This window comes from Allostreptomyces psammosilenae (genome assembly GCF_013407765.1).
Taxonomy (GTDB): domain Bacteria; phylum Actinomycetota; class Actinomycetes; order Streptomycetales; family Streptomycetaceae; genus Allostreptomyces; species Allostreptomyces psammosilenae.
Genome location: NZ_JACBZD010000001.1, coordinates 747,847 through 768,244, shown reverse-complemented (window position 1 = coordinate 768,244; position 20,398 = coordinate 747,847). Strand labels below are relative to the sequence as shown.

At 75.6% G+C, this 20,398-nt stretch carries 16 protein-coding genes; 8 read left to right on the top strand and 8 right to left on the bottom strand.

All coding sequences use genetic code 11. From position 1 onward, the window contains the following. The first annotated feature begins 36 nt into the window (after window positions 1–36). The 5 genes from mgrA to FHU37_RS02980 all read left to right on the top strand — a co-directional run bounded on the left by mgrA (window position 37) and on the right by FHU37_RS02980 (window position 7,404). A complete protein-coding gene (mgrA, locus tag FHU37_RS03000) occupies window positions 37–1,050 on the top strand; it encodes an L-glyceraldehyde 3-phosphate reductase (protein ID WP_179815984.1) in 1,014 nt (337 codons plus the stop codon). Between the two features lie 179 nt (window positions 1,051–1,229). After that, window positions 1,230–4,190 carry a DUF6493 family protein gene (locus FHU37_RS02995; RefSeq protein WP_179812666.1) on the top strand — a complete coding sequence of 987 codons (2,961 nt, stop codon included), beginning with the start codon at window positions 1,230–1,232 and terminating at the stop codon, window positions 4,188–4,190. Between the two features lie 29 nt (window positions 4,191–4,219). Continuing rightward, window positions 4,220–5,242, top strand: coding sequence for a CehA/McbA family metallohydrolase (locus tag FHU37_RS02990; protein ID WP_179812665.1), 1,023 nt, complete (start codon window positions 4,220–4,222; stop codon window positions 5,240–5,242). A gap of 41 nt (window positions 5,243–5,283) precedes the next feature. After that, window positions 5,284–6,561 carry an MFS transporter gene (locus FHU37_RS02985; RefSeq protein WP_218903921.1) on the top strand — a complete coding sequence of 426 codons (1,278 nt, stop codon included), beginning with the start codon at window positions 5,284–5,286 and terminating at the stop codon, window positions 6,559–6,561. 105 nt (window positions 6,562–6,666) lie between these two features. Then, window positions 6,667–7,404, top strand: a complete 738-nt coding sequence (locus tag FHU37_RS02980) for a sporulation protein (RefSeq protein ID WP_179812664.1) — start codon at window positions 6,667–6,669, stop codon at window positions 7,402–7,404. Between the two features lie 94 nt (window positions 7,405–7,498). Here the strand turns inward: FHU37_RS02980 and FHU37_RS02975 are convergent, their stop codons facing one another. From FHU37_RS02975 to FHU37_RS02940, 8 genes are all read right to left on the bottom strand, one after another. Continuing rightward, window positions 7,499–8,170 carry a FadR/GntR family transcriptional regulator gene (locus FHU37_RS02975; RefSeq protein WP_179812663.1) on the bottom strand — a complete coding sequence of 224 codons (672 nt, stop codon included), beginning with the start codon at window positions 8,168–8,170 and terminating at the stop codon, window positions 7,499–7,501. Window positions 8,171–8,263: 93 nt separating this feature from the next. Next, window positions 8,264–9,190: a 1-phosphofructokinase family hexose kinase gene (locus FHU37_RS02970; RefSeq protein ID WP_218903920.1), complete on the bottom strand. Its 927-nt coding sequence runs from the start codon at window positions 9,188–9,190 to the stop codon at window positions 8,264–8,266. A 120-nt stretch (window positions 9,191–9,310) separates the two neighbouring features. Continuing rightward, on the bottom strand, window positions 9,311–11,686 hold the full coding sequence (yicI, locus tag FHU37_RS02965; RefSeq protein ID WP_179812662.1) for an alpha-xylosidase: 2,376 nt from the start codon (window positions 11,684–11,686) through the stop codon (window positions 9,311–9,313). Continuing rightward, window positions 11,683–13,074, bottom strand: a complete 1,392-nt coding sequence (locus FHU37_RS02960; RefSeq protein ID WP_179812661.1) for a GH1 family beta-glucosidase — start codon at window positions 13,072–13,074, stop codon at window positions 11,683–11,685. The genes yicI and FHU37_RS02960 overlap by 4 nt, the downstream gene beginning before the upstream one ends. Window positions 13,075–13,175: 101 nt before the next feature. Beyond that, a complete protein-coding gene (locus FHU37_RS02955; protein ID WP_179812660.1) occupies window positions 13,176–13,997 on the bottom strand; it encodes a carbohydrate ABC transporter permease in 822 nt (273 codons plus the stop codon). A gap of 5 nt (window positions 13,998–14,002) precedes the next feature. After that, window positions 14,003–14,971 carry a carbohydrate ABC transporter permease gene (locus tag FHU37_RS02950; protein ID WP_179812659.1) on the bottom strand — a complete coding sequence of 323 codons (969 nt, stop codon included), beginning with the start codon at window positions 14,969–14,971 and terminating at the stop codon, window positions 14,003–14,005. An 11-nt stretch (window positions 14,972–14,982) separates the two neighbouring features. Continuing rightward, window positions 14,983–16,218, bottom strand: a complete 1,236-nt coding sequence (locus FHU37_RS02945) for an ABC transporter substrate-binding protein (protein ID WP_179812658.1) — start codon at window positions 16,216–16,218, stop codon at window positions 14,983–14,985. A gap of 59 nt (window positions 16,219–16,277) precedes the next feature. Continuing rightward, window positions 16,278–17,357, bottom strand: coding sequence for a LacI family DNA-binding transcriptional regulator (locus FHU37_RS02940; protein WP_179812657.1), 1,080 nt, complete (start codon window positions 17,355–17,357; stop codon window positions 16,278–16,280). Between the two features lie 293 nt (window positions 17,358–17,650). Between FHU37_RS02940 and FHU37_RS02935 the strand changes: the two genes are divergently transcribed. The 3 genes from FHU37_RS02935 to FHU37_RS02925 are packed head-to-tail and all read left to right on the top strand — an operon-like array spanning window position 17,651 to window position 20,336. Continuing rightward, window positions 17,651–18,040 (top strand): DUF2267 domain-containing protein, encoded by a 390-nt coding sequence (locus FHU37_RS02935; RefSeq protein WP_179812656.1) that lies wholly within the window; start codon window positions 17,651–17,653, stop codon window positions 18,038–18,040. A gap of 14 nt (window positions 18,041–18,054) precedes the next feature. After that, window positions 18,055–18,816 (top strand): dienelactone hydrolase family protein, encoded by a 762-nt coding sequence (locus FHU37_RS02930; RefSeq protein WP_179812655.1) that lies wholly within the window; start codon window positions 18,055–18,057, stop codon window positions 18,814–18,816. Further along, window positions 18,813–20,336, top strand: coding sequence for an erythromycin esterase family protein (locus tag FHU37_RS02925; RefSeq protein ID WP_312892395.1), 1,524 nt, complete (start codon window positions 18,813–18,815; stop codon window positions 20,334–20,336). Before FHU37_RS02930 ends, FHU37_RS02925 begins: the two co-directional genes overlap by 4 nt. Window positions 20,337–20,398 lie beyond the last annotated feature (62 nt).

The window sequence follows — 20,398 nt, the reverse complement described above, 5'->3', positions numbered from 1 at the left end:
TCAACCGCGGTCCGGAGGCTTGGCAAGATGGCCGCCATGACCTACGTGGCCGCGGAAAACCGCTACGACTCGATGAGCTACCGCCGCACCGGCGACAGCGGCGTGCTGCTGCCCGCCGTCTCCCTCGGCCTGTGGCACAACTTCGGCGACACGCAACCGTTCGAGACCCAGCGGGCGGTGCTGCGCCGCGCCTTCGACCTCGGCGTGACCCACTTCGACCTCGCCAACAACTACGGACCGCCCTACGGCTCCGCCGAGACCAACTTCGGAAGCGCCTTCCGCGCCGACTTCCGGCCCTACCGCGACGAGATGTTCATCGCCAGCAAGGCCGGCTACGACATGTGGCCGGGCCCCTACGGCAACGGCGGCTCGCGCAAGTACCTGCTGTCCAGCCTGGACCAGTCGCTGAAGCGGATGGGCCTGGAGTACGTGGACGTCTTCTACTCGCACCGCTACGACCCGGACACCCCCCTGGAGGAGACCATGGGTGCCCTGGCCAGCGCCGTCCAGCAGGGCAAGGCGCTGTACGCGGGCATCTCCAACTACGCCCCGGAGCAGCACCGCCAGGCCGTGGAGATCCTGCGCGGTCTGGGCACGCCGGTGCTGATGAACCAGTCCGTCTACTCGATCATGAACCGGGGCGTCGAGGGCGGCGTGCTGGACGCGGTCGGCGAGACCGGGACCGCGCTGATCGCCTTCTCCCCGCTGGCCCAGGGCCTGCTCACCGACCGCTACCTGCACGGCGAGGTGCCGGCCGGCTCCCGGATGGCCGTCGGGCACTTCCTCAAGCGCGACGCGCTCAGCGAGGAGCGGCTGACCCTGATCCGCTCGCTCAACGCGCTGGCCGCCAAGCGCGGGCAGACCCTCGCGCAGATGGCGCTGGCCTGGGTGCTGCGCGACCCGCGGGTGGTCTCCGTGATCATCGGCGCGAGCAGCGTCGCCCAGCTGGAGCAGAACCTCGCGGCGCTGGACAACACCTCCTTCACCGCCGAGGAGCTGGCCGAGATCGACCGGCTGTGCGTCGAGGGCGGCGTGCAGCTCGCCGGCTGACCCGCGGCGCCACGGCGCGTGCGCGCGGGGACGCTCCCGGCTCCCCGGGGGAGTCCCGCCGCCGCGCCGGGCACGCGGAACGCCAGGGCCGCCGCCGTTGTCGGCGGCGGCCCCTAGCGTTCCGCCATGACCTCAGCCGAACAGTTGACGGACCAGCGGCCCGCCCTGGGGGTCCGGTGATGAACGCCTTCCCCATCCTGGACCGCCTCCGCCGCCGTGACCCGGCCGACCGCGAGCTGGACGCCGCCTTCGACGCCGTGGAGGCCGAACTCGCGCGCACCGTCGGGGACCCCGGCCGGGACCTGCTGCGCGCCGTCCGCCGCGGGCGCTGCGACCGCACCCTCGACTGCCTGGAGCGGCTGCCGGCGCAGGGCCGCCGCGCCTTCGCCGAGCAGCTCAAACCGCTCGCGCGGGCCCTGCGCGCCCGCTGGTGGGACAACCGGCCGCAGGCCGACGCCCTGCTGCTGGCCGGGCTGGGCTGCCACGGCGGTGCCGCGGCCGCCGCCCGCTGGATCGGCCGCCGGGACGCCCTGGCGTGGCGCGTCGACCCGGAGGTGCTGCTGTGCGCCATCGGCGAGCGCGACGCCGCCTGGTACGCCGACCTGGCCACCCGCGTCGCGGCCCTGCCGACCCGGCCGGGCGAGTCCGACTACCGGCTGGTCCGCGCCCTGGCCCGGGCCGCCGGGCGGGACAGCGTGCCGGTCGGCGACGCGTTCGTCACCCGCTGGGTCACCACCCGGCTCGGGCGCGGCCGTCCGCTCCACGTCCTGCACCCGGACGGCACCCTCGGGCACCCCTACGGCGGGCCGGACGCCCTGCTCCGCCAGGCCCAGCGGCGGCGAGCGGCCGGCCGGCCGCCCACCACCCCGCCACCGCCGCCCACCCTCCTCGACGACCTGCGCGCCGACCCCTTCCTCGACGCCTGCGTCGACCGGTTCTTCGACGCCCCGGACGTCGGCGCGGTACTCGCCGCCGACGCGCGGCAGGTGGCCCACGAGCCCGAACGCACCTGGCCGGGCGCCCTGCGGCTGCTCGCCGAGGAGGGCCGCCTGGACCGGGCCGCGCTGCTCGACGGCTGCCTGGCCCGGCTGCTGCGCGGCGACACCACGGCGGGCCTGCGGGGCTGGCTGCTGCTGCTCACCACCCTCGCCCCCACGGCCGAGGAGCAGGCCGAGCGCGCCGCCGACTACCTGCGGCTGCTGGCCGACGCGCCCACCCCCGTCGCCACCCACGCACAGCAGGTGCTGCTGGCCCTGGACGCGGACGGCCGGCTCGGCTCCGAACGGCTCGCCGAGGCCGCCGAGCTGATGCTGTTCCGGCCGGAGAAGAAGCTGGTGCGGGCCGGCCTGACCGCCCTGGACCGGGCCGCCCGCAGGGAACGCCCGCACGGCCGCACCGCGCCGCTGCTGCTCGCCGCCGCGACGGCCTTCTCCCACCCGGACACCGACCTCCAGGAGCGCGCGGTCAACCTGATCGGCCGCCACCTGCGGCACGTCGACCCCGCCGCGCTGCCCGAGCTGACCGAACGGCTCGCGCTCGCCGCCGACGCGGTCTCCCCCGCCGTGCGCGCCCGCGCCGCCGAGGTGCTGGGCGACGCCCTGCCCGCGGACCCGGCCGCGGCGGACCACGGCGCGGCGGCCCTCCCGCCGGAACCGCCGGCCGCCGCCCCCGTCCCGCCGGCCCCGGCACCCCACGGCGACCTGGTGGAACTGGTCCAGGACATCGCCGTGATCCTCGCCCACATGCCCGCGGAGCACGACTACCCGCTCGTCGAACGGGTCTACGACGGCCTGGTCCGCCACGCCCACCGCGACGCCGACGCGCTCGCCGAGGCCCTGGCCGAGACGGCCCGCCCCTTCGCCGCGCTCGCCGAGCAGTTGGAGGCGCGGGTGCCCGCCGCCGCCGTCCACCTGGCGCCCTACTACCTGAGCGACCCCACCAGCGCCACGCGGATGCTGGTGATGGCGCTGTCCGGCGCCGTGCGGGATGCCACCGTGCTCGACCACACCGGCCGCCACGAGGAGGTCCCCGGCGGTACCGACGCCCTGCACCGGGCCGTCGTCGACCGCGTGGTGGAGATCGCGGTGCACGCCCGGCAGCGGCCCGTCCCGCAGTTGCTGTCCGCCCCCACCTGGAGCGACGGGCGGATCTCGCCGACCGACCTGGCGGACCGGCTGGAGGCCTTCCACCGGGCGGGCGCCACGCCCTGGCCGCACGACCTCGACGTGGCCCTGCTCCGCCTCGACCTGGCCGACGACGGCGCGGCGCCGGCCGCCCGGCGCGCCCGCCGCCTCCCGGGCGAGGCCGCCCGCCGGGTCGCCGACTGGATCGAGCACGGCGGCCTGGGCCCGCTGGTCGCCGTCCGCTCGGTGCAGCCCCCGCCGACGCCGGCCGGGCCGTACCACCGGCCCAGGCGCTCCACGCCCCGGGCGACGGTCGCCGTGCGCGCCACCGGGATGCCGCCGGAACTCGGCGCCCGCTACCGCGCGGCCCTGGCCGACACCTCCGTCCGCACCCGCCGCTACTCCTCGTGGACCTGGGCCCTGCCGCAGGTGATGTCGCTGCTGCCGAACCACCGCGAGGCGCTGGCCGGCCTGCTGCTGGAGTCGGTGGCGGCCCAGGCCGACGAGGACTGGCACGGCATGAGCCGCGGCCTGGCCACGCTCGCCGAGGCCTCCGGCCCGGCCGGGGAGGCCACCCACCTCGCCGTCGCCTACGGCCTGGGCGCCCGCTGGCCGGACGACCGCACCGTCGCCGTGGACGCCCTGCTGACCCTGACCGCCCGTGGCGCGCTGGACCCCGGCCGGCTCGCCGCCGACCTCGCGGAACTGGTCGCGCTCGGCGCCGTCAAACCGAACCGCCTGGAGGAGGCGCTGGCCGAGGCCGCGACCGCGGGCGCCACCGCGGCCGTGTGGGAGGTGCTGCGCGGGCTGCTGCCGGCGCTGCTGCGGCTGCCCGAGCCGCCGGCCCGCGGCCTGCCGGGAATGCTGGCGACCGCCGTCGACTGCGCCACCCGCTGCGCCGCGTCCGGGGCGATCCCGGAGATCGACGCCCTGGCGGCACGGCCCGGCGGCAGCCGAGCCGTCCGGGAGGCCCGCCGGCTGCGCGACGCCCTGGCCCGCCGCCCCGAGGCGCCGTAGTCTGGCGGCGGTCCGGGGAGGGGGAGCGGATGCCGGAGCGGGACTTCCCGCCCACGCGGGTGGCCGGCCGGGGACGGGCCTGGTACCGGGGTGACTGCCACGTGCACTCGGCGGCCTCGCACGGCGGCGAGCTGACGCCGCGGCGGCTGGCCGCCGCCGCCCGCGCGGCGGGGCTGGACTTCCTCGCGGCCACCGAGCACAACACCGCCGAGACGCACGGCGCCTGGGGCCGGCTCGCCGGCGACGACCTGCTGGTGGTCCTGGGCCAGGAGGTCACCAGCCGGACGGGGCACTGGCTGGCGCTCGGGCTCCCGCCCGGCCAGGTGGTCGACTGGCGGTACGGCGTGCGCGACGGCGTGGTGGAGCGCCAGCTGGAGCGGGTCCACCGCGCCGGCGGGCTGTGTGTGGCGGCCCATCCGCACGCGCCGTACCCCTCGGGCACCTTCATGTACCCGTACCGGGGGTTCGACGTGGTCGAGGTGTGGAACGGGCGGTGGACCTCGGACCTGCCGTGGAACGCCGACAACGAGGCGGCCCTGGCCGAGTGGGGGCGTGCCCTGGCCGCGGACGTCCACCGGGGGCGGTGGCGGCCGGCCATGGGGAACAGCGACACCCATCTGGAGGGCCAGATCGCCGTCCCGCACACGGTGGTGCTGGCCGAGGAGCTGAGCACCGCCGCGGTCCTCGCCGGCCTCCGGGCCGGCCGGAGCTGGATCGCCGGATCGGCCGCCGTGGAGCTGTCCTTCACCGTCGCCGCGGGGGGTCGTTCCGCCGGGATCGGCGAGCGGCTGGTGACCGGCGACGATCCGGCCGTGGTCCGGGTGGAGGTGTCCGGCGTGCCTTCCGGCACCGTCAGCCTGCACACCGAGCGGGGCAGGGCGCACCAGGCGTCCCTGCCCGGGACGGGATCGGGCACCGTGGAGTGGCACACCAGCGCGGAGGAGTCGGGGTTCGTCCGGGTCGAGGTGCGCCATCCGGACGGTCACATGGCGGCGCTCGGCAACCCGGTCGTGCTGAGCCGGACACCGCTCCACCTGCCGACGACCCGGTAATCCCCTTGCCGTGCACACGTCCGCGGTGATCGGATGATCCGGTGGACAGCGCGGATCCGGCGCGTGCCGGCACACCTGACGGCGCATCGGGCGGATCGGCCGGCCTGGCGCCGGGGGGCGTCGCGCTGCGGCGACGACGGGTGGCGGTGTCGCTGCTGTTCCTGCTCGCGGGCACCGTCATCGGCACCTGGACCGCCCGCATCCCCGCCGTCAAGGAAGGGCTCGGGCTCGGCGACGGCGGCCTGAGCATCGGTCTGCTCGCCCTGGCCGCCGGCTCCATCACCGGCATGCAGGCGGTCGGGCGACTGGTCGACCGGTGGGGCGGTCCCCGGATCGCCGTGCCGGCGGTGTTCGCCGACGGCGCGATGCTGGTCCTCCCCGCCCACGCGACCGGGCTCCCGACGCTCGCGGTGGCCCTGTTCGTCTTCGGCGCCGCCCACGGGGCGCTGAACGTGGCGATGAACGCAGCCGCCGTCGAGGTGGAGCAGGCCGCGCGCAGGCCGATCATGTCCTCCTTCCACGCCTTCTACAGCATCGGCGGCTTCCTCGGGGCGGCCGTCGGCGGAGTGTTCGCCGGCGCCGGCCTCGGAACGGCGGCCACGTTCACCACCGTGGCCGTTGGCGTCTTCCTGCTCGCCCCGTGGGCCGCCCGCTGGGTGCTGCCCTCCCGCCCGGCGCGGGCCCCGGCCGACGCCGCCCCGGCCGACCGGCCGGGGGACGGCCGCCGGGCGGGCCGGTCCGGCGGGGTGTTCTTCCTCGGCGTGCTCGGCTTCAGCTGCCTGGTCGGCGAGGGCGCCGCGGCCGACTGGAGCACGGTGTACCTGCGGGACAGCCTGGGCAGCGGCGCCGGCTTCGCCGCCGCTGCCTACGCCGCCTTCTCGGTCGCCATGACGGCCGGTCGGCTGGCCGGCGACCGGCTCGCCGCCGCGCTCGGCCGGGTGACCCTGGTGCGGTGCTGCGGTCTGGTGGCCGCCGTGGGCCTGGGCGCGGCCCTGCTCGTCCACCACCCGGTCGCCGGGGTGGTCGGCTTCGGCTGCCTCGGCGCGGGCCTGTCCTGCATCGCGCCGCAGGTGTTCTCCGCCGCCGGCAACCGCGACCCGGCCCGCGCCGGCCAGGCCATCGCCCGGGTGGCCAGCCTGAGCTACCTGGGCTTCTTCGTCGGCCCCGTCGTCATCGGGGCGGTCGCCGAGCTGTCCGGCCTGCCCCTGGCCCTCGGCATCCCGGCCGTGCTGGCGCTGTTCGTGGCCGCCGCCGCCCCGGCGCTGCGCGCCCCCACCACGGCCGAACCACCCCGGGCCGCGTCCGGGGCGAGCGGATGACGCCCGTCACCGGGTGCTGATTCCGCCCCGGGCGGTCCGCGCGCCGGTTCGGCGTGCGATGATCCACCGCACCACCACGGGCCGACACCAGGGGGATCCGACCACATGGCCTTCCGCAAGTTCCTGTCCGCGCTCGGCGTCAACGCCCCGTCCGTGGAGACCGTCCTGACGACGGGCGACGTCCGCCCGGGTGACACCGTCACCGGGCACGTCACCGTCCAGGGCGGTGGCGCGGACGTCGACATCGAGCACCTCACGCTGGAGCTGGTCGTCCGCGCCGAGGAGCGCGAGAGCGACGAGCACGCCTGGCAGAACCCGTACCCGGTCACCTCGCAGCGCTGGGACGGTCCGCTCCGGCTGGAGGCCGGCGGCACCCGCACCCACGAGTTCGCCCTGGAACTGCCCTGGGAGACGCCGCTCACCCACTCCAACGGCCGGCGCGTGCCCGGCGCCCGCGCCGCCGTCCGCACCACCCTGGCCATCGACAACGCCGTCGACCGCGGCGACCTCGACGAGCTGGCCGTGCACCCGCTCCCGCTCCAGCAGCGGCTGCTGGACGCCTACGCCGAGCTGGGCTTCCGGCTCTCCGAGGCCGAGGTGAAGCTCGGGACCGTGAACGGCGGGCACAACCAGAAGTCCGGCCACTGGCAGGAGTTCGAGATCTACGCCCCTCCCGGGCGGTACAACCTCACCCGCCTGGAGACGGTCTTCATCGCGCGGGCGGACTCCCTGGACCTCATCACCGGCGCCCACGGCCCCTTCCCCGCCCCCTACGCGGAGCTCGCGGAGCGGGACTGGACCGGCTGGCTGGACGAGGTCCTGCGGAAGAACTTCGGCCGGTAGGCGACCGGGGCCCGACGGGCCCGGTCGCGGTGGGCCGGCCGGCGCGTTCGCCGGCCGGCCCACCGCGCCCCACCCCCAACCGCCCCCCAACCCCTCACAGCGCCCGGCGCAGCCAGTCCTCCAGGCCGGCGATGTGCACGGTCGCCCAGGCCCGGGCCACCTCCGGCCGGCGCCCGGCGATCGCCTCCTGGATCGCCCGGTGCTCGGCGAGGGTGCGGGCCGTCGCCTCCTGCTGGGTCAGCCCGCGCCAGATCCGGGCCCGCTGGAGCGGGCCGGACAGGCCGTCGATCAGCGAGCAGAGCACGGGGTTGCCCGAGCCCGCTGCGATCCGCCGGTGGAACTCCAGGTCGCACGCCACCAGCGCGTCCACCGTCGGCTCCGGGCCGAGGGTGTCCAGCAGTTCGCCGAGCCCCGCGGCGTCGGCGTCGGACATCGTGGTGGCGGCCATGGCGGTGGCGGCCGGCTCCAGGATCCGGCGCACCTCCAGGAAGTGCAGGACGGTGTCGTCCCGGTGCAGGTCGACGACGAAGCCCATGGCGTCGGCCAGCAGCCCCGGATCGAGGCTGCTGACGTAGGTGCCGTCGCCGTGCCGCACGTCCAGCACGTGCACCAGGGAGAGCGCGCGGACGGCCTCGCGCAGCGAGCTGCGGGACAGCCCGAGTCGTTCCGCGAGGTCGGACTCGCGCGGCAGCCGGTCGCCCGGGCGCAGTGTCCCGTCGATGATCATCTGGCGGATCCGGTCGATCGCCGCGTCCGTGACTGTCATGTTCTCGTCTCCCCGCGTCGGTGCTGCGCCCTCCGATTCTCCCCGGGAACCGGACGGCGGCGTTCACCCCCCGGCGCGCTGGCCGGGCCGGGCTCACAACCGCAGGTCGCGCAGCGTCACCCGGCGGGCCATCTGCTCCGCCGCGTCCGGGTGCACCGTGCCGAGACCGTGCCGGGTGACGTTGAGCGCGCCGGCCGCGGCACCGAGCCGGACGGCTCCCTCGATGTCCAGGCCGCGCGCCAGGCCGGCGGCCATCCCGGCGGTCATCGAGTCGCCCGCGCCCTTGGGCTCGGCCACCTCCATGTGCGGCAGCACCACCTCCCGCACCTCCTCCCCCACCAGCGCCAGGGTGGACCGGTCGGCGCGGGAGACCACGACGGTGTCCGCCCCCTGCTCGCGCAGCCGCCGCATGGCCGGCACCAGCTCCCGCGGCTCGTCACCCGCGGCGCGCCCGTCGTCGAGGACCTCCTCGTGGCTGATCTTCAGCAGGTCCACGCCGCCGGCGAGGCTCGCCTCCAGCAACGGCCCGGTCAGGTCCACGATCACCCGCTTGCCGTTGGACCGCAGGTCGTGGGCGAGCCGCCGGTAGGCGTCGGCGTGCACCAGCGCGGGGTCGGCCGGGCCGGAGAGCAGGCAGATGTCCGCCCGCAGCCCCTCGGCCAGCGCCGCGTTGTACAGGTCGTCCAGTTCGTGCCGGGTGAGCGGGTCACCGGGGGTCTCGGCGACGATGACCCGCTCGCCGCTGCGCCGGTCGTGCACGTATGCGCCGTTGGCGCCGGTGCGGGCCACCGGCCGGACCGCGATCCCCTCGTCGCGCACCAGCTGCTGCACGACGCCGCCGGACTCGCCGCCGAAGCAGCCGCAGAGCACCACCGGCACGTCCAGGCTGGCCAGCACCCGGGCCTGCCACAGCCCCTGGCCGCCGGCGTGGACGTGGATCTCCGCCCCTTCCCCGTCGTCGGCCTCGATGGTGACGGTGAGGATCGGCACGGGCGCCATCACCATGGTCTTCAGGGTCACCTGTGCCTCCTCCGGTCGCGGGGTCCGCCGTGGCTTCCACCCTGCCCCTACCCGCCGCGAGGCGGCGGACGCCCCTCCGGCGGGTGGGCCGGGGCCGGCTCACCCGGCCGGGGGGCCGGCTCAGTCGGCCGGGGCGAGGGTGACCGCCACGCGGGTCGTCCCGGCGGGGACGGCGACCACGGCGCCCTGCGGGGTGCCGTCGACGGTCGCCCCCGCGCCGCGCGCCGGACCGGCCGGGCGCTCCCCCACCAGCAGCACCCGCCACGGCCCGTCCGCGGCGCGCTCCCCGGTGGCCTCGACGGTGAGCTCGTCGCCGCGCCTGCGGGTGGTGAAGACGGTGCCCGTGGTGCCGTCGGGGTCCGGCAGCGGGGTGACCACCTCGGCCCCGTCCGCGAGCGCGTACACCCGCAGCTCCACGCCGTGCCGCCAGTCGTGGTCCGGCCGGTCCGAGCGGGCCCCGACCGGCAGCACGGTGCCGGGGCGGACGAGCAGCGGCAGGGTGTCGAAGCCGTGGGTCTCCCGGCGCCAGCCGGGCCCGGACACGGTGCGGCCGGTGAGCAGGTCGGTCCAGGTGCCCTCCGGCACGTAGTACTCCACCTCGCCGTCCTCGCTCAGCACCGGGGCGACCAGCAGGGCGTCACCGAGCATGTACTGCCGGTCCAGGTGGTGGGTGGCCGGGTCGTCCGGGAACTCCAGCAGCATCGGGCGCATCACCGGGGTGCCGTGCCGGTGGGCCTGCACGGCCGCGCCGTAGAGGTAGGGCATGAGCCGGCACTTGAGCCGGGTGAACTCCCGGGCGACCGTCACCGACTCCTCGTCGAACGCCCACGGCACCCGGTAGGAGCGGCTGCCGTGCAGCCGGCTGTGCGAGGAGAGCAGGCCGAAGGCGAGCCAGCGCTTGAAGACGGCCGGGTCCGGGGTGCCCTCGAAGCCGCCGATGTCGTGGCTCCAGTAGCCGAAACCGCTGGCCCCGAGGGAGAGCCCGCCGCGCAGGCTCTCCGCCATGGCGCCGAAGGTGGAGGCGCAGTCGCCGCCCCAGTGCACCGGGTAGCGCTGTCCGCCGGCGGTGGCGGAGCGGGCGAAGAGCACCGCCTCGCCCTCGCCGCGGGCCTCGCGCAGCACCTCGAAGACGGTGGCGTTGTACAGCTGGGTGTAGTAGTTGTGCATCCGCTCCGGGTCGGAGCCGTCGAACCAGGCGACGTCCTCGGTGGGGACGCGCTCGCCGAAGTCCGTCTTGAAGCAGTCCACGCCCTGGTCGAGCAGCCGGCGCAGCTTGCCCGCGTACCACTGCCGGGCGGCCGGGTTGGTGAAGTCGACCAGCGCCATGCCGGCCTGCCACATGTCCCACTGCCACACGCCGCCGTCCGGCCGGCGCAGCAGGTAGCCCTCGCGGGCGCCCTCGGCGAACAGCGGGGAGGCCTGGGCGATGTAGGGGTTGATCCACACGCTGATCCGCAGTCCGCGCTCCCGCAGGCGGCGCAGCATGCCCTCGGGGTCGGGGAAGACGCGCGGGTCCCACTCGAAGTCGCACCAGCGGTACTCGCGCATCCAGAAGCAGTCGAAGTGGAAGACGCTGAGCGGGATGCCGCGGTCGGCCATGCCCTGGACGAACTCGGTGACGGTCCGCTCGTCGTAGTCGGTGGTGAAGGAGGTGGACAGCCACAGGCCGAAGGACCACGCCGGCGGGAGGGCGGGGCGTCCGGTGAGCGCGGTGTAGCGGTCCAGCACCTCCTTGGGGGTGGGGCCGTCGATGACGTAGTACTCCAGGGTCTGCGACTCGGTGCTGAACTGCACCTGTCCGACCGATTCGGAGCCGACCTCGAAGGAGACGCGGCCGGGCGAGTTGACGAACACCCCGTAGCCGCGGTTGGTGAGGTAGAAGGGGACGTTCTTGTAGGCCTGCTCGCTGCTGGTGCCGCCGTCGGCCTGCCAGATGTCCACGGACTGCCCGTTCCGCACGAACGGGGTGAAGCGTTCGCCGAGGCCGTAGACGAGTTCCCCGACGCCGAGGGAGAGCTGGGCGACGCTGTGGTGGGCGCCGTCGGCGGTGGTGACGAAGCCGGTGCCCTTGGCGCCGTTGCTGGTCAGGGTGCGTCCGCCGGAGCGGAAGTCGAGCCGCCAGGGTGCGGCGGTGTCGACGCGCGCGGTCAGGGTGCCGGAGGCCAGTTCGGCGACGGTGCCGTGGAGGCCGGCGGTCGGGCGGTGCTCGTCGGCGGTGGGCGCCGGCCCGCCCGGGGCCCCGGCCAGCGGGAAGTCGGGGGTGCGCGGGGCGGCGCCGGCCAGGTGGGTGGCGCGCACGCCGATCACGCCGGGCGCCGGGGCGAACAGTTCGACGGTGAGCAGCGGGGTGTTGAGGGTGTCGCCGCGCCGCTGGACGCGCTTGACCGCGGCGTACAGGGTGAGCCTGCCGTCGGAGGCGTCGACGTCGCGGATCTCGGTGGCGTGCGCGGCGGTGTGGCCCGGGCGCATCTGCCAGAAGCCGTCGGTGAACTTCACTGCTCGGCCGCCGTCCGCTCGCGGTGGGCGGCGATGAGGTCGGCGTACCAGGCGTAGCTGTCCTTGGGGGTGCGCTCCAGGGTGTCGTAGTCGACGCGGACGATGCCGAAGCGGCGGTCGTAGCCGAAGGCCCACTCGAAGTTGTCCAGCAGCGACCAGACGTAGTAGCCGCGCACGTCGACGCCGGCGTCGACGGCGGCGGCGAGGGCGTGCAGGTGGTCCCGCAGGTAGCCGACGCGGTCGGTGTCGTGCACCTGCCCGTCGGCGCCGACCCGGTCGTCCTCGGCGGAGCCGTTCTCGGTGATGTGGATGGGCGGCAGGTCGGGGTAGCGCGCGGTGAGGTCCAGGAGGAGTTCGGTGAAGGTGTCGGGGACGACCGGCCAGCCCATGGTGGTGTGCCGCACGCCCTCCCAGGGGACCTCGCGGACCCGGATGTCCACGGCGGTGCGGGCGGCCGGGTCCTGGCGCTGGTGGGGGGCGTCGGCGACGAGGAGGGGTCGGTAGTAGTTGATGCCGAGGAAGTCGAGCGGGGCGGAGATGGTCTCCAGGTCGCCGTCGCGCCGGAAGGAGCCGTCGAGCATGGCGCCCCAGGTCTCCCGCTCGTGTTCGGGGTAGCGGCCGGCGAGGATGGGTTCGGTCCACACCAGGTTGTGCAGCACCTCGGCGCGGCGCAGCGCGCCGAGGTCGGCCTCGCTGTCGGAGGCGGGCCGGATGTGGTCGAGGTTGAGGGTGATGCCGACCTCGCGGGCGCCGGCGGCGCGCAGTTCGCCGACCGCGAGGCCGTGGGCGAGCAGCAGGTGGTGGGCGGCGGCGAGGGCGCCGGTGCCCTCCTGGGCGCCGGGGGCGTGCCGGCCGACGGCGTAGCCGTTGAAGGCGGAGCAGAAGGGCTCGTTGAGGGTGATCCAGCGGCCGACCCGGTCGCCGAGGTGGTCGACGACGATCCGGGTGTAGTCGGCGAAGCGTTCGGCGGTGTCGCGGACACGCCAGCCGCCGTGGTCCTCCAGGGCCTGCGGCAGGTCCCAGTGGTAGAGCGTGACGGCGGGGGCGATCCCGGCCTCCAGCAGGGCGTCGACCAGCCGGTCGTAGAAGTCCAGGCCCTTGGGGTTGACCGGTCCGCGGCCGTCGGGCTGGACGCGGGGCCAGGCGACGGAGAAGCGGTAGCTGTCCACGCCGAGGCGGCGCAGCAGTTCGACGTCCTCCGGGTAGCGGTGGTAGTGGTCGCAGGCGACGTCGCCGGTGGCGCCGTCGGCGGTGCGGCCGGGGGTGTGCGCGTAGGTGTCCCAGATGGAGGGTCCGCGGCCGTCCTCGGTGGCTGCGCCCTCGATCTGGTAGCTGGCGGTGGCGGCGCCGAAGGTGAATCCCGCGGGGAAGGTCGGGAAGTCGCTCACGGTGGGTCGTTCTCCTGGGGTGCGGTGGGCGATCGGGGCGGGGTGGGTGGCCTGGGCGGGCACGGGGGCCGGGCGGGTGGGGCGGGGGGCGGGCGCGCGGGTCACTTGACCGACCCGCCGGTGATGCCGGCGGCGACGTACCGCTGGGCGAGGACGAGCAGGGCGGCGGCCGGGATCGAGGAGAGCACGGCCGCGGCCATGACGGCGCCCCAGTCGCTGACGTGGGCGCCGATGTACTCGTAGATGCCGAGGGTGATCGGCTTGATGTCGTCGGTGGTGTTGAGCGTGAGGGCGAACATGAAGTCGCTCCACGCGTAGAGGAAGGCGAACAGGCCGGCGGTGATCAGCGCGTTGCGGCTCATCGGGAGCACGACGCTGACGAAGGCGCGCAGCCGTCCGGCGCCGTCGACCATGGCGGCCTCCACCACCTCGCGGGGGATGGAGACCATGAAGGCGCGCAGCAGCACGATGGCGAAGGGCAGGCCGAGGGAGGCGTCGGCGAGGACGAGGCCGAGGAAGGAGTTGACCAGCCGGAGGTCCACGTAGGCGCCGTAGAGGGCGTTGGCGATGACGATGCCGGGGACCATCTGGGTGATCAGCGTGCCGAAGACGATGCCGCGGCCGCCGCGCAGCCCGAACTGGGCCAGCGCGTAGGCGGCGGGGGCGGCGAGCAGCAGGCAGACCAGGGTGGCGCCGAGGGCGACGCCGAGGCTGGTCAGCAGGTTGCCGCCCTGGCTGCTCAGCGCCTCGCGGAAGTTCTCCAGGCTGGGCGAGGTGGGCAGGAAGGAGGTGCTGGCCAGGTCCACGCCGGGTTGCAGGGCGGTGTTGACCATCCAGTAGACGGGGAAGAGCAGCACGGCGAGGACGACCAGGGCGATGGCGGTGTCGCGGGCGCGGGTGGCCCGGCGGGTCGTGGTGGTCATCGTGGTCACTTCCCCTGTCCGGTGCCGAAGTCGGTGCGGTTGGCGCGCAGGTAGATCACCGCGAAGACCGCGCTGATCAGGATGAGGACGTTGCCGACGACGGCGCCCTGGCCGAAGTCCAGTTCCAGGAAGGAGAGCTGGTAGGTCTGGGTGCCGAGGGTCTGGGTGGCGTTCGCCGGCCCGCCGTCGGTGAGGGCGAGGATCAGGTCGAGCATCTTGACCGTGGACATGAAGCCCAGCACCAGCACGACGGTGGCGACCGGCCGGAGCAGCGGCAGGGTGACGCTGCGGAAGGTCCGCCAGGCGCCGGCGCCGTCCAGCGCGGCGGCCTCGTACAGCTCGCGCGGGATCTCCTGGAGGCCGCCGTAGAGGATGACCATGTTGAACGGGATGCCGATCCAGATGTTCACCAGGGTCACCGCGAGCAGGGCGACGCTGGGGCTGGACAGCCAGGGCACGCCGGAGGAGGTGAGGTTCAGCGCCTCCAGGATCTGGTTGACCACGCCGGTCTCCTGGTCGAGCAGGCGGCGCCAGACCACGGCGGAGACCACCATGGGGATCAGCCAGGGCAGCAGCAGGACGGCGCGGACCAGGCCGCCCAGCGGGAAGCGCCGGCTGAAGAAGGCGGCCAGGGCCAGGCCGATGGTGAACTGGCCGAGCAGCGAGCCGGCGGTGAACAGCAGCGTGTGCCACAGGGCCTCGGCGAACAGCGGGTCGCCGAGCACGGCGCGCCAGTTGTCCAGGCCGTTGAAGGGCGCCTCGCCGGTGAAGTAGGTGCGTGGGGTGTAGTGCTGGAAGCTCATCACGACGTTGCGGACGAGCGGGTAGCCGAAGAAGGCCAGCATGTACAGGACGGCGGGCGCCAGGAATCCCCACTGCAGGAGGGTGGCGCGGCGGTGGGCGCGGCGGCGGTCCGGGTCGGTGGCGGCTCCGGGGCGGGGTGTGACGGCCGGGCCGAGGGTCGTGGTGGTCATCCGGTGCTCCTTCACGACCCGGGGGTGGCCGCGGGGACCTGGGACTGGGCGTGTTCCAGGGCCTGTTCGGGGGTGGCGCCCCCGGTGAGGGCGGACTGCACGGCCCCGTGGATGGCGGTGGAGATCTGCGGCCATCCGGTGCCGGCGCGGGCGGTGCGCGAGCGGGCGGTCTCGACCTGGGCGGCGAACGCGGCCAGGTCGGGGTGTTCCCGCTGGTAGGCCTCGGAGGCCGAGCGGAGGGTGGGGACGTTGTTGACCCGCTCCGCCCAGGCCAGCTGGTTGTCCTCGGTGTTGAGGCAGCGGACCAGTTCGGCGGCGCGCCGCTGGCGCTCCGGGTCGCCGGTGCGGGGCACGGTCATCACCTCGCCGCCGAGCGGGACGACGGGCGCGTCGCCGGCCTCGGGCACCGGCATCGGCGCCACGCGCCAGTCCAGTTCGGGGTGTTCGGACAGCACCGGGACCTGCCAGGGGCCGTTGACCATCATGGCGGCGTTCCCGGCGACGAACTGGTCGTTGGCGTCCTGCTGGGTCCAGTTGACGACCGCGGAGGAGACCGAGCCGTCGTCGAGGAGGTCCTTCCAGAAGGTGAGGGCCTCGGCGGCCTCGGGGCTGTCCAGCCGGGTCTCGTCGGCGCCGTTGGACCACAGGAACGGCAGGAACTGGAAGGTGCCGTCGTCGCTGGCCGAGGCGCTGAACGACATGCCGTAGGTGCCGTCGCCGGTGAGTTCGGCGGCTGCGCTGCGCAGTTCGTCCCAGGTGGTGGGGGGTTCCAGGCCGTGCTGGGCGAGCAGGTCGGCGTTGTAGAACAGGGCGAGGGAGTTGACCGTGCGGGCGATCCCGTAGAACTCGCCCTGGTAGCTGCCCAGGGAGACGGCGCCGTCGCCGAGGCCGTCGGTGGTGATGCCGAGTTCGTCGAGCGGGACCAGGCCGCCGGTGTCGGCGAACTGCGGCAGCTTGGAACCGTCCAGCATCAGCACGTCGGGCAGGGAGCGGGAGGAGGCCATCCGCAGCGCCTTGGAGACGACCTGCGGTGCGGGGACGCTGACCTGCTCGACCCGCACGCCGAGCCGTCGGCCGCAGGCGTCCAGGAGTTCCTGGTTCCAGGTGTGCTGGGGCTCGTCGGTGGAGGAGTTCATCAGGACGAGGGTGTCCGGGTCGGGGGTGCGGGCACACCCGACGATCCCGGAGAGCACCGCGAGGCAGGCGGCCGTGGCGGCTGCCCGGGTGCGGCTGCGGGGGGTTCTCATGGGTGGGACGGGTCTTCCGTTCGGGCGCGTGCCGCCGGCGCGGGAGGCGGGGCCGGCGGTCAGCGCGTCGGGGCGGTGGGGGGCGCGGCCAGGGTTCGGCCGGGGGTGAGGACGGGGCGCAGCAGCGCGTGCGGGGAGGCGGCGTCGGAGTCGTCGTCGGAGTGGGCGGCGTCGTCCGTGGCGGGCGGTGTCCGCCGGTTGCCCTCGACGGCGCCGACGGCGAGCCGGGTGACCTCGGCGGCCATCTGGCGCACCGGCAGGTCGATCCGGGTGAGGTCCACGCCGCCGAGGTCGTCCGGCAGGGTGCCCACGGCGACCAGGGTGAGGTCGTCGGGGAGGCGCAGGCCCGCGGTGGCGACGGCCTGCAGGATCTGCGGCAGCACGGAGGCGTGCTGGACGACGAGCGCGGTGGGCCGGTCGGGGCCGGCCAGCAGGTGCAGCAGCCGGGCGCGCAGCCGGTCGGGGTCGCCGGTGGAGCGGTGCACGTCGAGTCGGAGGCCGGCCGCCCTGGCCTCGCGTGCCGCCCGGCGGGCGCCGGCGATGCCGCGGACCGCGTAGCTGCGGCGGGCGCGGATCTCGCGGTCGGTGGTGGCGAGGTAGCCGACGTGCCGGTGGCCGGCGGCGGCGCAGGCGGCCACGGCGGTGGCGGCGGCCTCCTCCCAGTCGAGGTCGGCCCAGGGGGTGTGCTGGTCGTCGGCCGGCCGGCCGAGCAGGGCGACCGGGAAGGACAGCTCCCGCATGGCCGCGATGCGCGGGTCGTCCATCTCGACGGTCATCAGCACGGCGCCGTCGGCGAGCCGGCTGCCGGCGATGCGGCGCAGGCCGGCCTCCCCGTCGGGGGCCGTGGTCAGCAGGATGTCGTAGCCGAGGAGGCGGGCGGCGTCGCTGATGTCGACGATGAACCGCCCGTCCACGGCGCGGTAGGAGCCGGAGCGCAGCGGCAGGGCGAGCGCCAGGACCCCGGTGCGGGTGGTGCGCAGGGTGCGGGCGCCGGCGTTGGGGTGGTAGCCGAGTTCCTCGACGGCCGCCCGGACGCTGCGCACGGTGGCGGGCGAGATCTTGCGGGAGCCGCTGAGCACGTAGGAGACGGTGCTGGGGGCCACTCCGGCCCGCTCGGCGACGTCCTTGATCGTGACCATTGCGCTCCCTCGCGGCGTTCTTCGTCGAATCGATTCACCAGTCGCGGCGGCCTGAGGCGTCGAATCGATTCACCTGCCGGGGAATCGTAGGAGCGCCGATCCCGGCCGGTCAACCCCCGCCGGGCGGCCGTTCCGGGCCGGCCGCCGGGGACCGGCGCGCGGCGGCAGGTTTACACCCGGCCCGCCCGGTTACCCGCGCGGGCGGACCAGACCAGCGACCGTCGCGCTCATCGGCGGCAGTGGCCCTCCCCCGCGCCGGGAGCGCGGGCGGGGCGAGGAGGAGGTGGAGAAGGATGGACGCCGGCGAGTTCGTGGCCCGGGTCCGCGAGCGCGGGGAGTACCCCGACCGGGAGGAGGCGGAGCGGGTCTGCGCGGCCGTGCTCTCCGTCCTCGGCCACCGGCTGGGCCTCGGCGAACCGGAGGACCTGGCGGCGCAGCTGCCCAGCCCGCTGGCCGAGGCCGTGCTCAGCGACGCCGGGACCAGCGGGCACACCTGGGGCGTGGAGGAGTTCCTGCGGCACGTCGCCGAGGCGACCGGCGGGACGGTCGACACCGCCCGCCTGGACGCCAGCGCCGTGCTCTCCACGCTGGCCGAGGCGGTGCACGGCGGCGAGCTGAACCAGCTGATCAGCCAGCTCCCCCCGGCCTACACCCGGCTGTTCGGCCTGCCCGGACTGGCCTAGCGGAGGGCGACGCCATGCCCACCTCGGACACCGAGAGCGTGCGGATCACCCTCCCCGACGCCACCGTCGTCGGAGACCTCGCCGTCCCGCCCGGGGCCCGTGGCATGGTGCTGTTCGCCCACGGCAGCGGCAGCTCCCGGCACAGCCCGCGCAACCGGGCCGTCGCCCAGACGCTCCGCGAGGCCGGGTTCGGCACCCTGCTGATGGACCTGCTGACGGCCGACGAGGAACGCCGCGACATGGTCACCGCCGAGTACCGCTTCGACATCCCGCTGCTGGCACGGCGGCTGTGCGGGGCGGTGGACCACCTGGCCGGCCCGCCGCCGGCCGAGCGCGGGGCACCGGCGCCGCCGCGGGTGGCGCGCGCCGCCGACCTGCCGATCGGCCTGTTCGGCGCCAGCACCGGCGCGGCGGCGGCGCTGGTCGCGGCGGCGATGCGCCCCGAACGGGTGCGCTCGGTGGTCTCCCGGGGCGGCCGGCCGGACCTGGCCGGCTCCGCCCTGGCCCAGGTGCGCGCGCCGGTGCTGATGATCGTCGGCGGCCACGACCAGGAGGTGCTGCGCCTCAACGAGCAGGCCGCCGACCAGCTCGGCGGGCCGTTCGCGATCCACGTCGTCCCCGGCGCCACCCACCTGTTCGAGGAGCCCGGGGCGCTCGACCAGGTCGCCGTGCTGGCCGCCGACTGGTTCACCCGGACCACCACCGACGAGCCACCGCCCACCGGCCCCGGGGCGGGCCGGTCGCCCGGCCCGGCCGGGCCCGGGGAGGCGACGTGACCACCATCGGCACCGGTCCCACCGGGCGGGTGCGCCCCGGCCGCCCCGGCCGTCCGCCCGGACGGCCGCTCGGCGAGACCATCGAGGAGGAGACCGCGGCGGCGACGGCGCTGGACGTCCGCCGGGACGTGGCCGGGCTCGCCCTGCCGCTCCAGGACGCCGACCGGGCCGCCGTGGACCGCTCCCTCGACCCGCTGCTGGAACGCGTCGGCGGGGCCCGCTTCGTGCTGCTCGGCGAGGCCTCGCACGGCACCACCGAGTACTACCGGTGGCGCGCGGCGCTGACCCGGCGGCTGATCGAGGAGAAGGGCTTCACCGTGGTCGCCGTGGAGGGCGACTGGCCGGACTGCCGGGACGTGCACCGCAGCGTCACCGCGCTGCCGGGCGCCCCCGAGGACCCCGGCGAGGTGCTGCGCGACTTCCGGCGCTGGCCCACCTGGATGTGGGCCAACACCGACGTCCTGGAGTTCGCCCGCTGGCTGCGCCGGCACAACACCGCGCTGCCGCCGGAGCGGCGCGTCGGCTTCCACGGCCTGGACGTGTACTCGCTGTGGGACTCCCTGCGGGCGGTCCTGGACCACCTGCGGGCCCACGACCCCGACCGGGTGGACACCGCGCTGGAGGCCATCCGCTGCTTCGAGCCCTACGCCGAGGACCCGCGCTCCTACGCGGAGGCCACCACCGGGCTGGTCCCGACCAGCTGCGAGGCCGAGGTGGTGGACCTGCTGGTGCAGCTGCGACGCGAGGTCGGCCGACCGGCCCCGCGGGCCGGCGGCGGCCCGGGCGCCGGCGGGACGGCGGCGGACGCGACGGCGGCGGACGGGACGGTGGCCGAGCGCGAGGAGCTGTTCGACGCCGAGCAGAACGCCGCCGTGCTGGTCGGCGCGGAGCGCTACTACCGGGCGATGATGCGGGCCGGCCCCGGCTCCTGGAACATCCGCGACCACCACATGGCCGACACCCTGGACCGCCTGGTGGAGCACTACGGGCCGCGCGCCAAGGCCGTGGTGTGGGAGCACAACACCCACGTGGGCGACGCGCGGGCCACCGACATGGCGGCCGGCGGGCTGGTGAACGTGGGCCAGCTGGTGCGGGAGCGGCACGGGAGGGAGCAGACCGTCATCGTCGGCTTCGGCAGCCACTCCGGGGAGGTGATCGCCGCCGAGCGCTGGGGCGGTCGCCCCCGGGTGATGACGGTGCCGCCCGCCCGCGAGGGCACCCTGGAGGACCTGCTGCACCGCACCGTCCCGGAGCCGGCGCCGGGCACGCCGCCCACGGCGCTGTTCGTGGTGCCGAGGCGCGAGGTCGACCGCCCGGACTGGATGCGGGAGGCGCTGGAGCACCGGGCGATCGGCGTCACCTACCGGCCCGACCGGGAGCGCTGGGGCAACTACGTGCCCACCGTGCTGGGCGACCGCTACGACGCCTTCTGCTACCTGGACCGCACCCACGCGCTGACGCCGCTGCACCCGTACGAACCGCTCCCCGGGGAGGCGGAGACCTACCCGTACGGCTGGTGAGCCGCGCGGCTCGCGAGCCGTACGGCCGTGCCCGGCCGCATCCGACGTGGGGCGCCACCCGG

Coding starts and splice junctions, on each gene's coding strand:
- mgrA (WP_179815984.1), top strand. CDS start 37: ATGACCTACGTGGCCGCGGAAAACCGCTACGACTCGATGAGCTACCGC.
- FHU37_RS02995 (WP_179812666.1), top strand. CDS start 1,230: ATGAACGCCTTCCCCATCCTGGACCGCCTCCGCCGCCGTGACCCGGCC.
- FHU37_RS02990 (WP_179812665.1), top strand. CDS start 4,220: ATGCCGGAGCGGGACTTCCCGCCCACGCGGGTGGCCGGCCGGGGACGG.
- FHU37_RS02980 (WP_179812664.1), top strand. CDS start 6,667: ATGGCCTTCCGCAAGTTCCTGTCCGCGCTCGGCGTCAACGCCCCGTCC.
- FHU37_RS02975 (WP_179812663.1), bottom strand. CDS start 8,170: ATGACAGTCACGGACGCGGCGATCGACCGGATCCGCCAGATGATCATC.
- FHU37_RS02955 (WP_179812660.1), bottom strand. CDS start 13,997: ATGACCACCACGACCCGCCGGGCCACCCGCGCCCGCGACACCGCCATC.
- FHU37_RS02950 (WP_179812659.1), bottom strand. CDS start 14,971: ATGACCACCACGACCCTCGGCCCGGCCGTCACACCCCGCCCCGGAGCC.
- FHU37_RS02945 (WP_179812658.1), bottom strand. CDS start 16,218: ATGAGAACCCCCCGCAGCCGCACCCGGGCAGCCGCCACGGCCGCCTGC.
- FHU37_RS02940 (WP_179812657.1), bottom strand. CDS start 17,357: ATGGTCACGATCAAGGACGTCGCCGAGCGGGCCGGAGTGGCCCCCAGC.
- FHU37_RS02935 (WP_179812656.1), top strand. CDS start 17,651: ATGGACGCCGGCGAGTTCGTGGCCCGGGTCCGCGAGCGCGGGGAGTAC.
- FHU37_RS02930 (WP_179812655.1), top strand. CDS start 18,055: ATGCCCACCTCGGACACCGAGAGCGTGCGGATCACCCTCCCCGACGCC.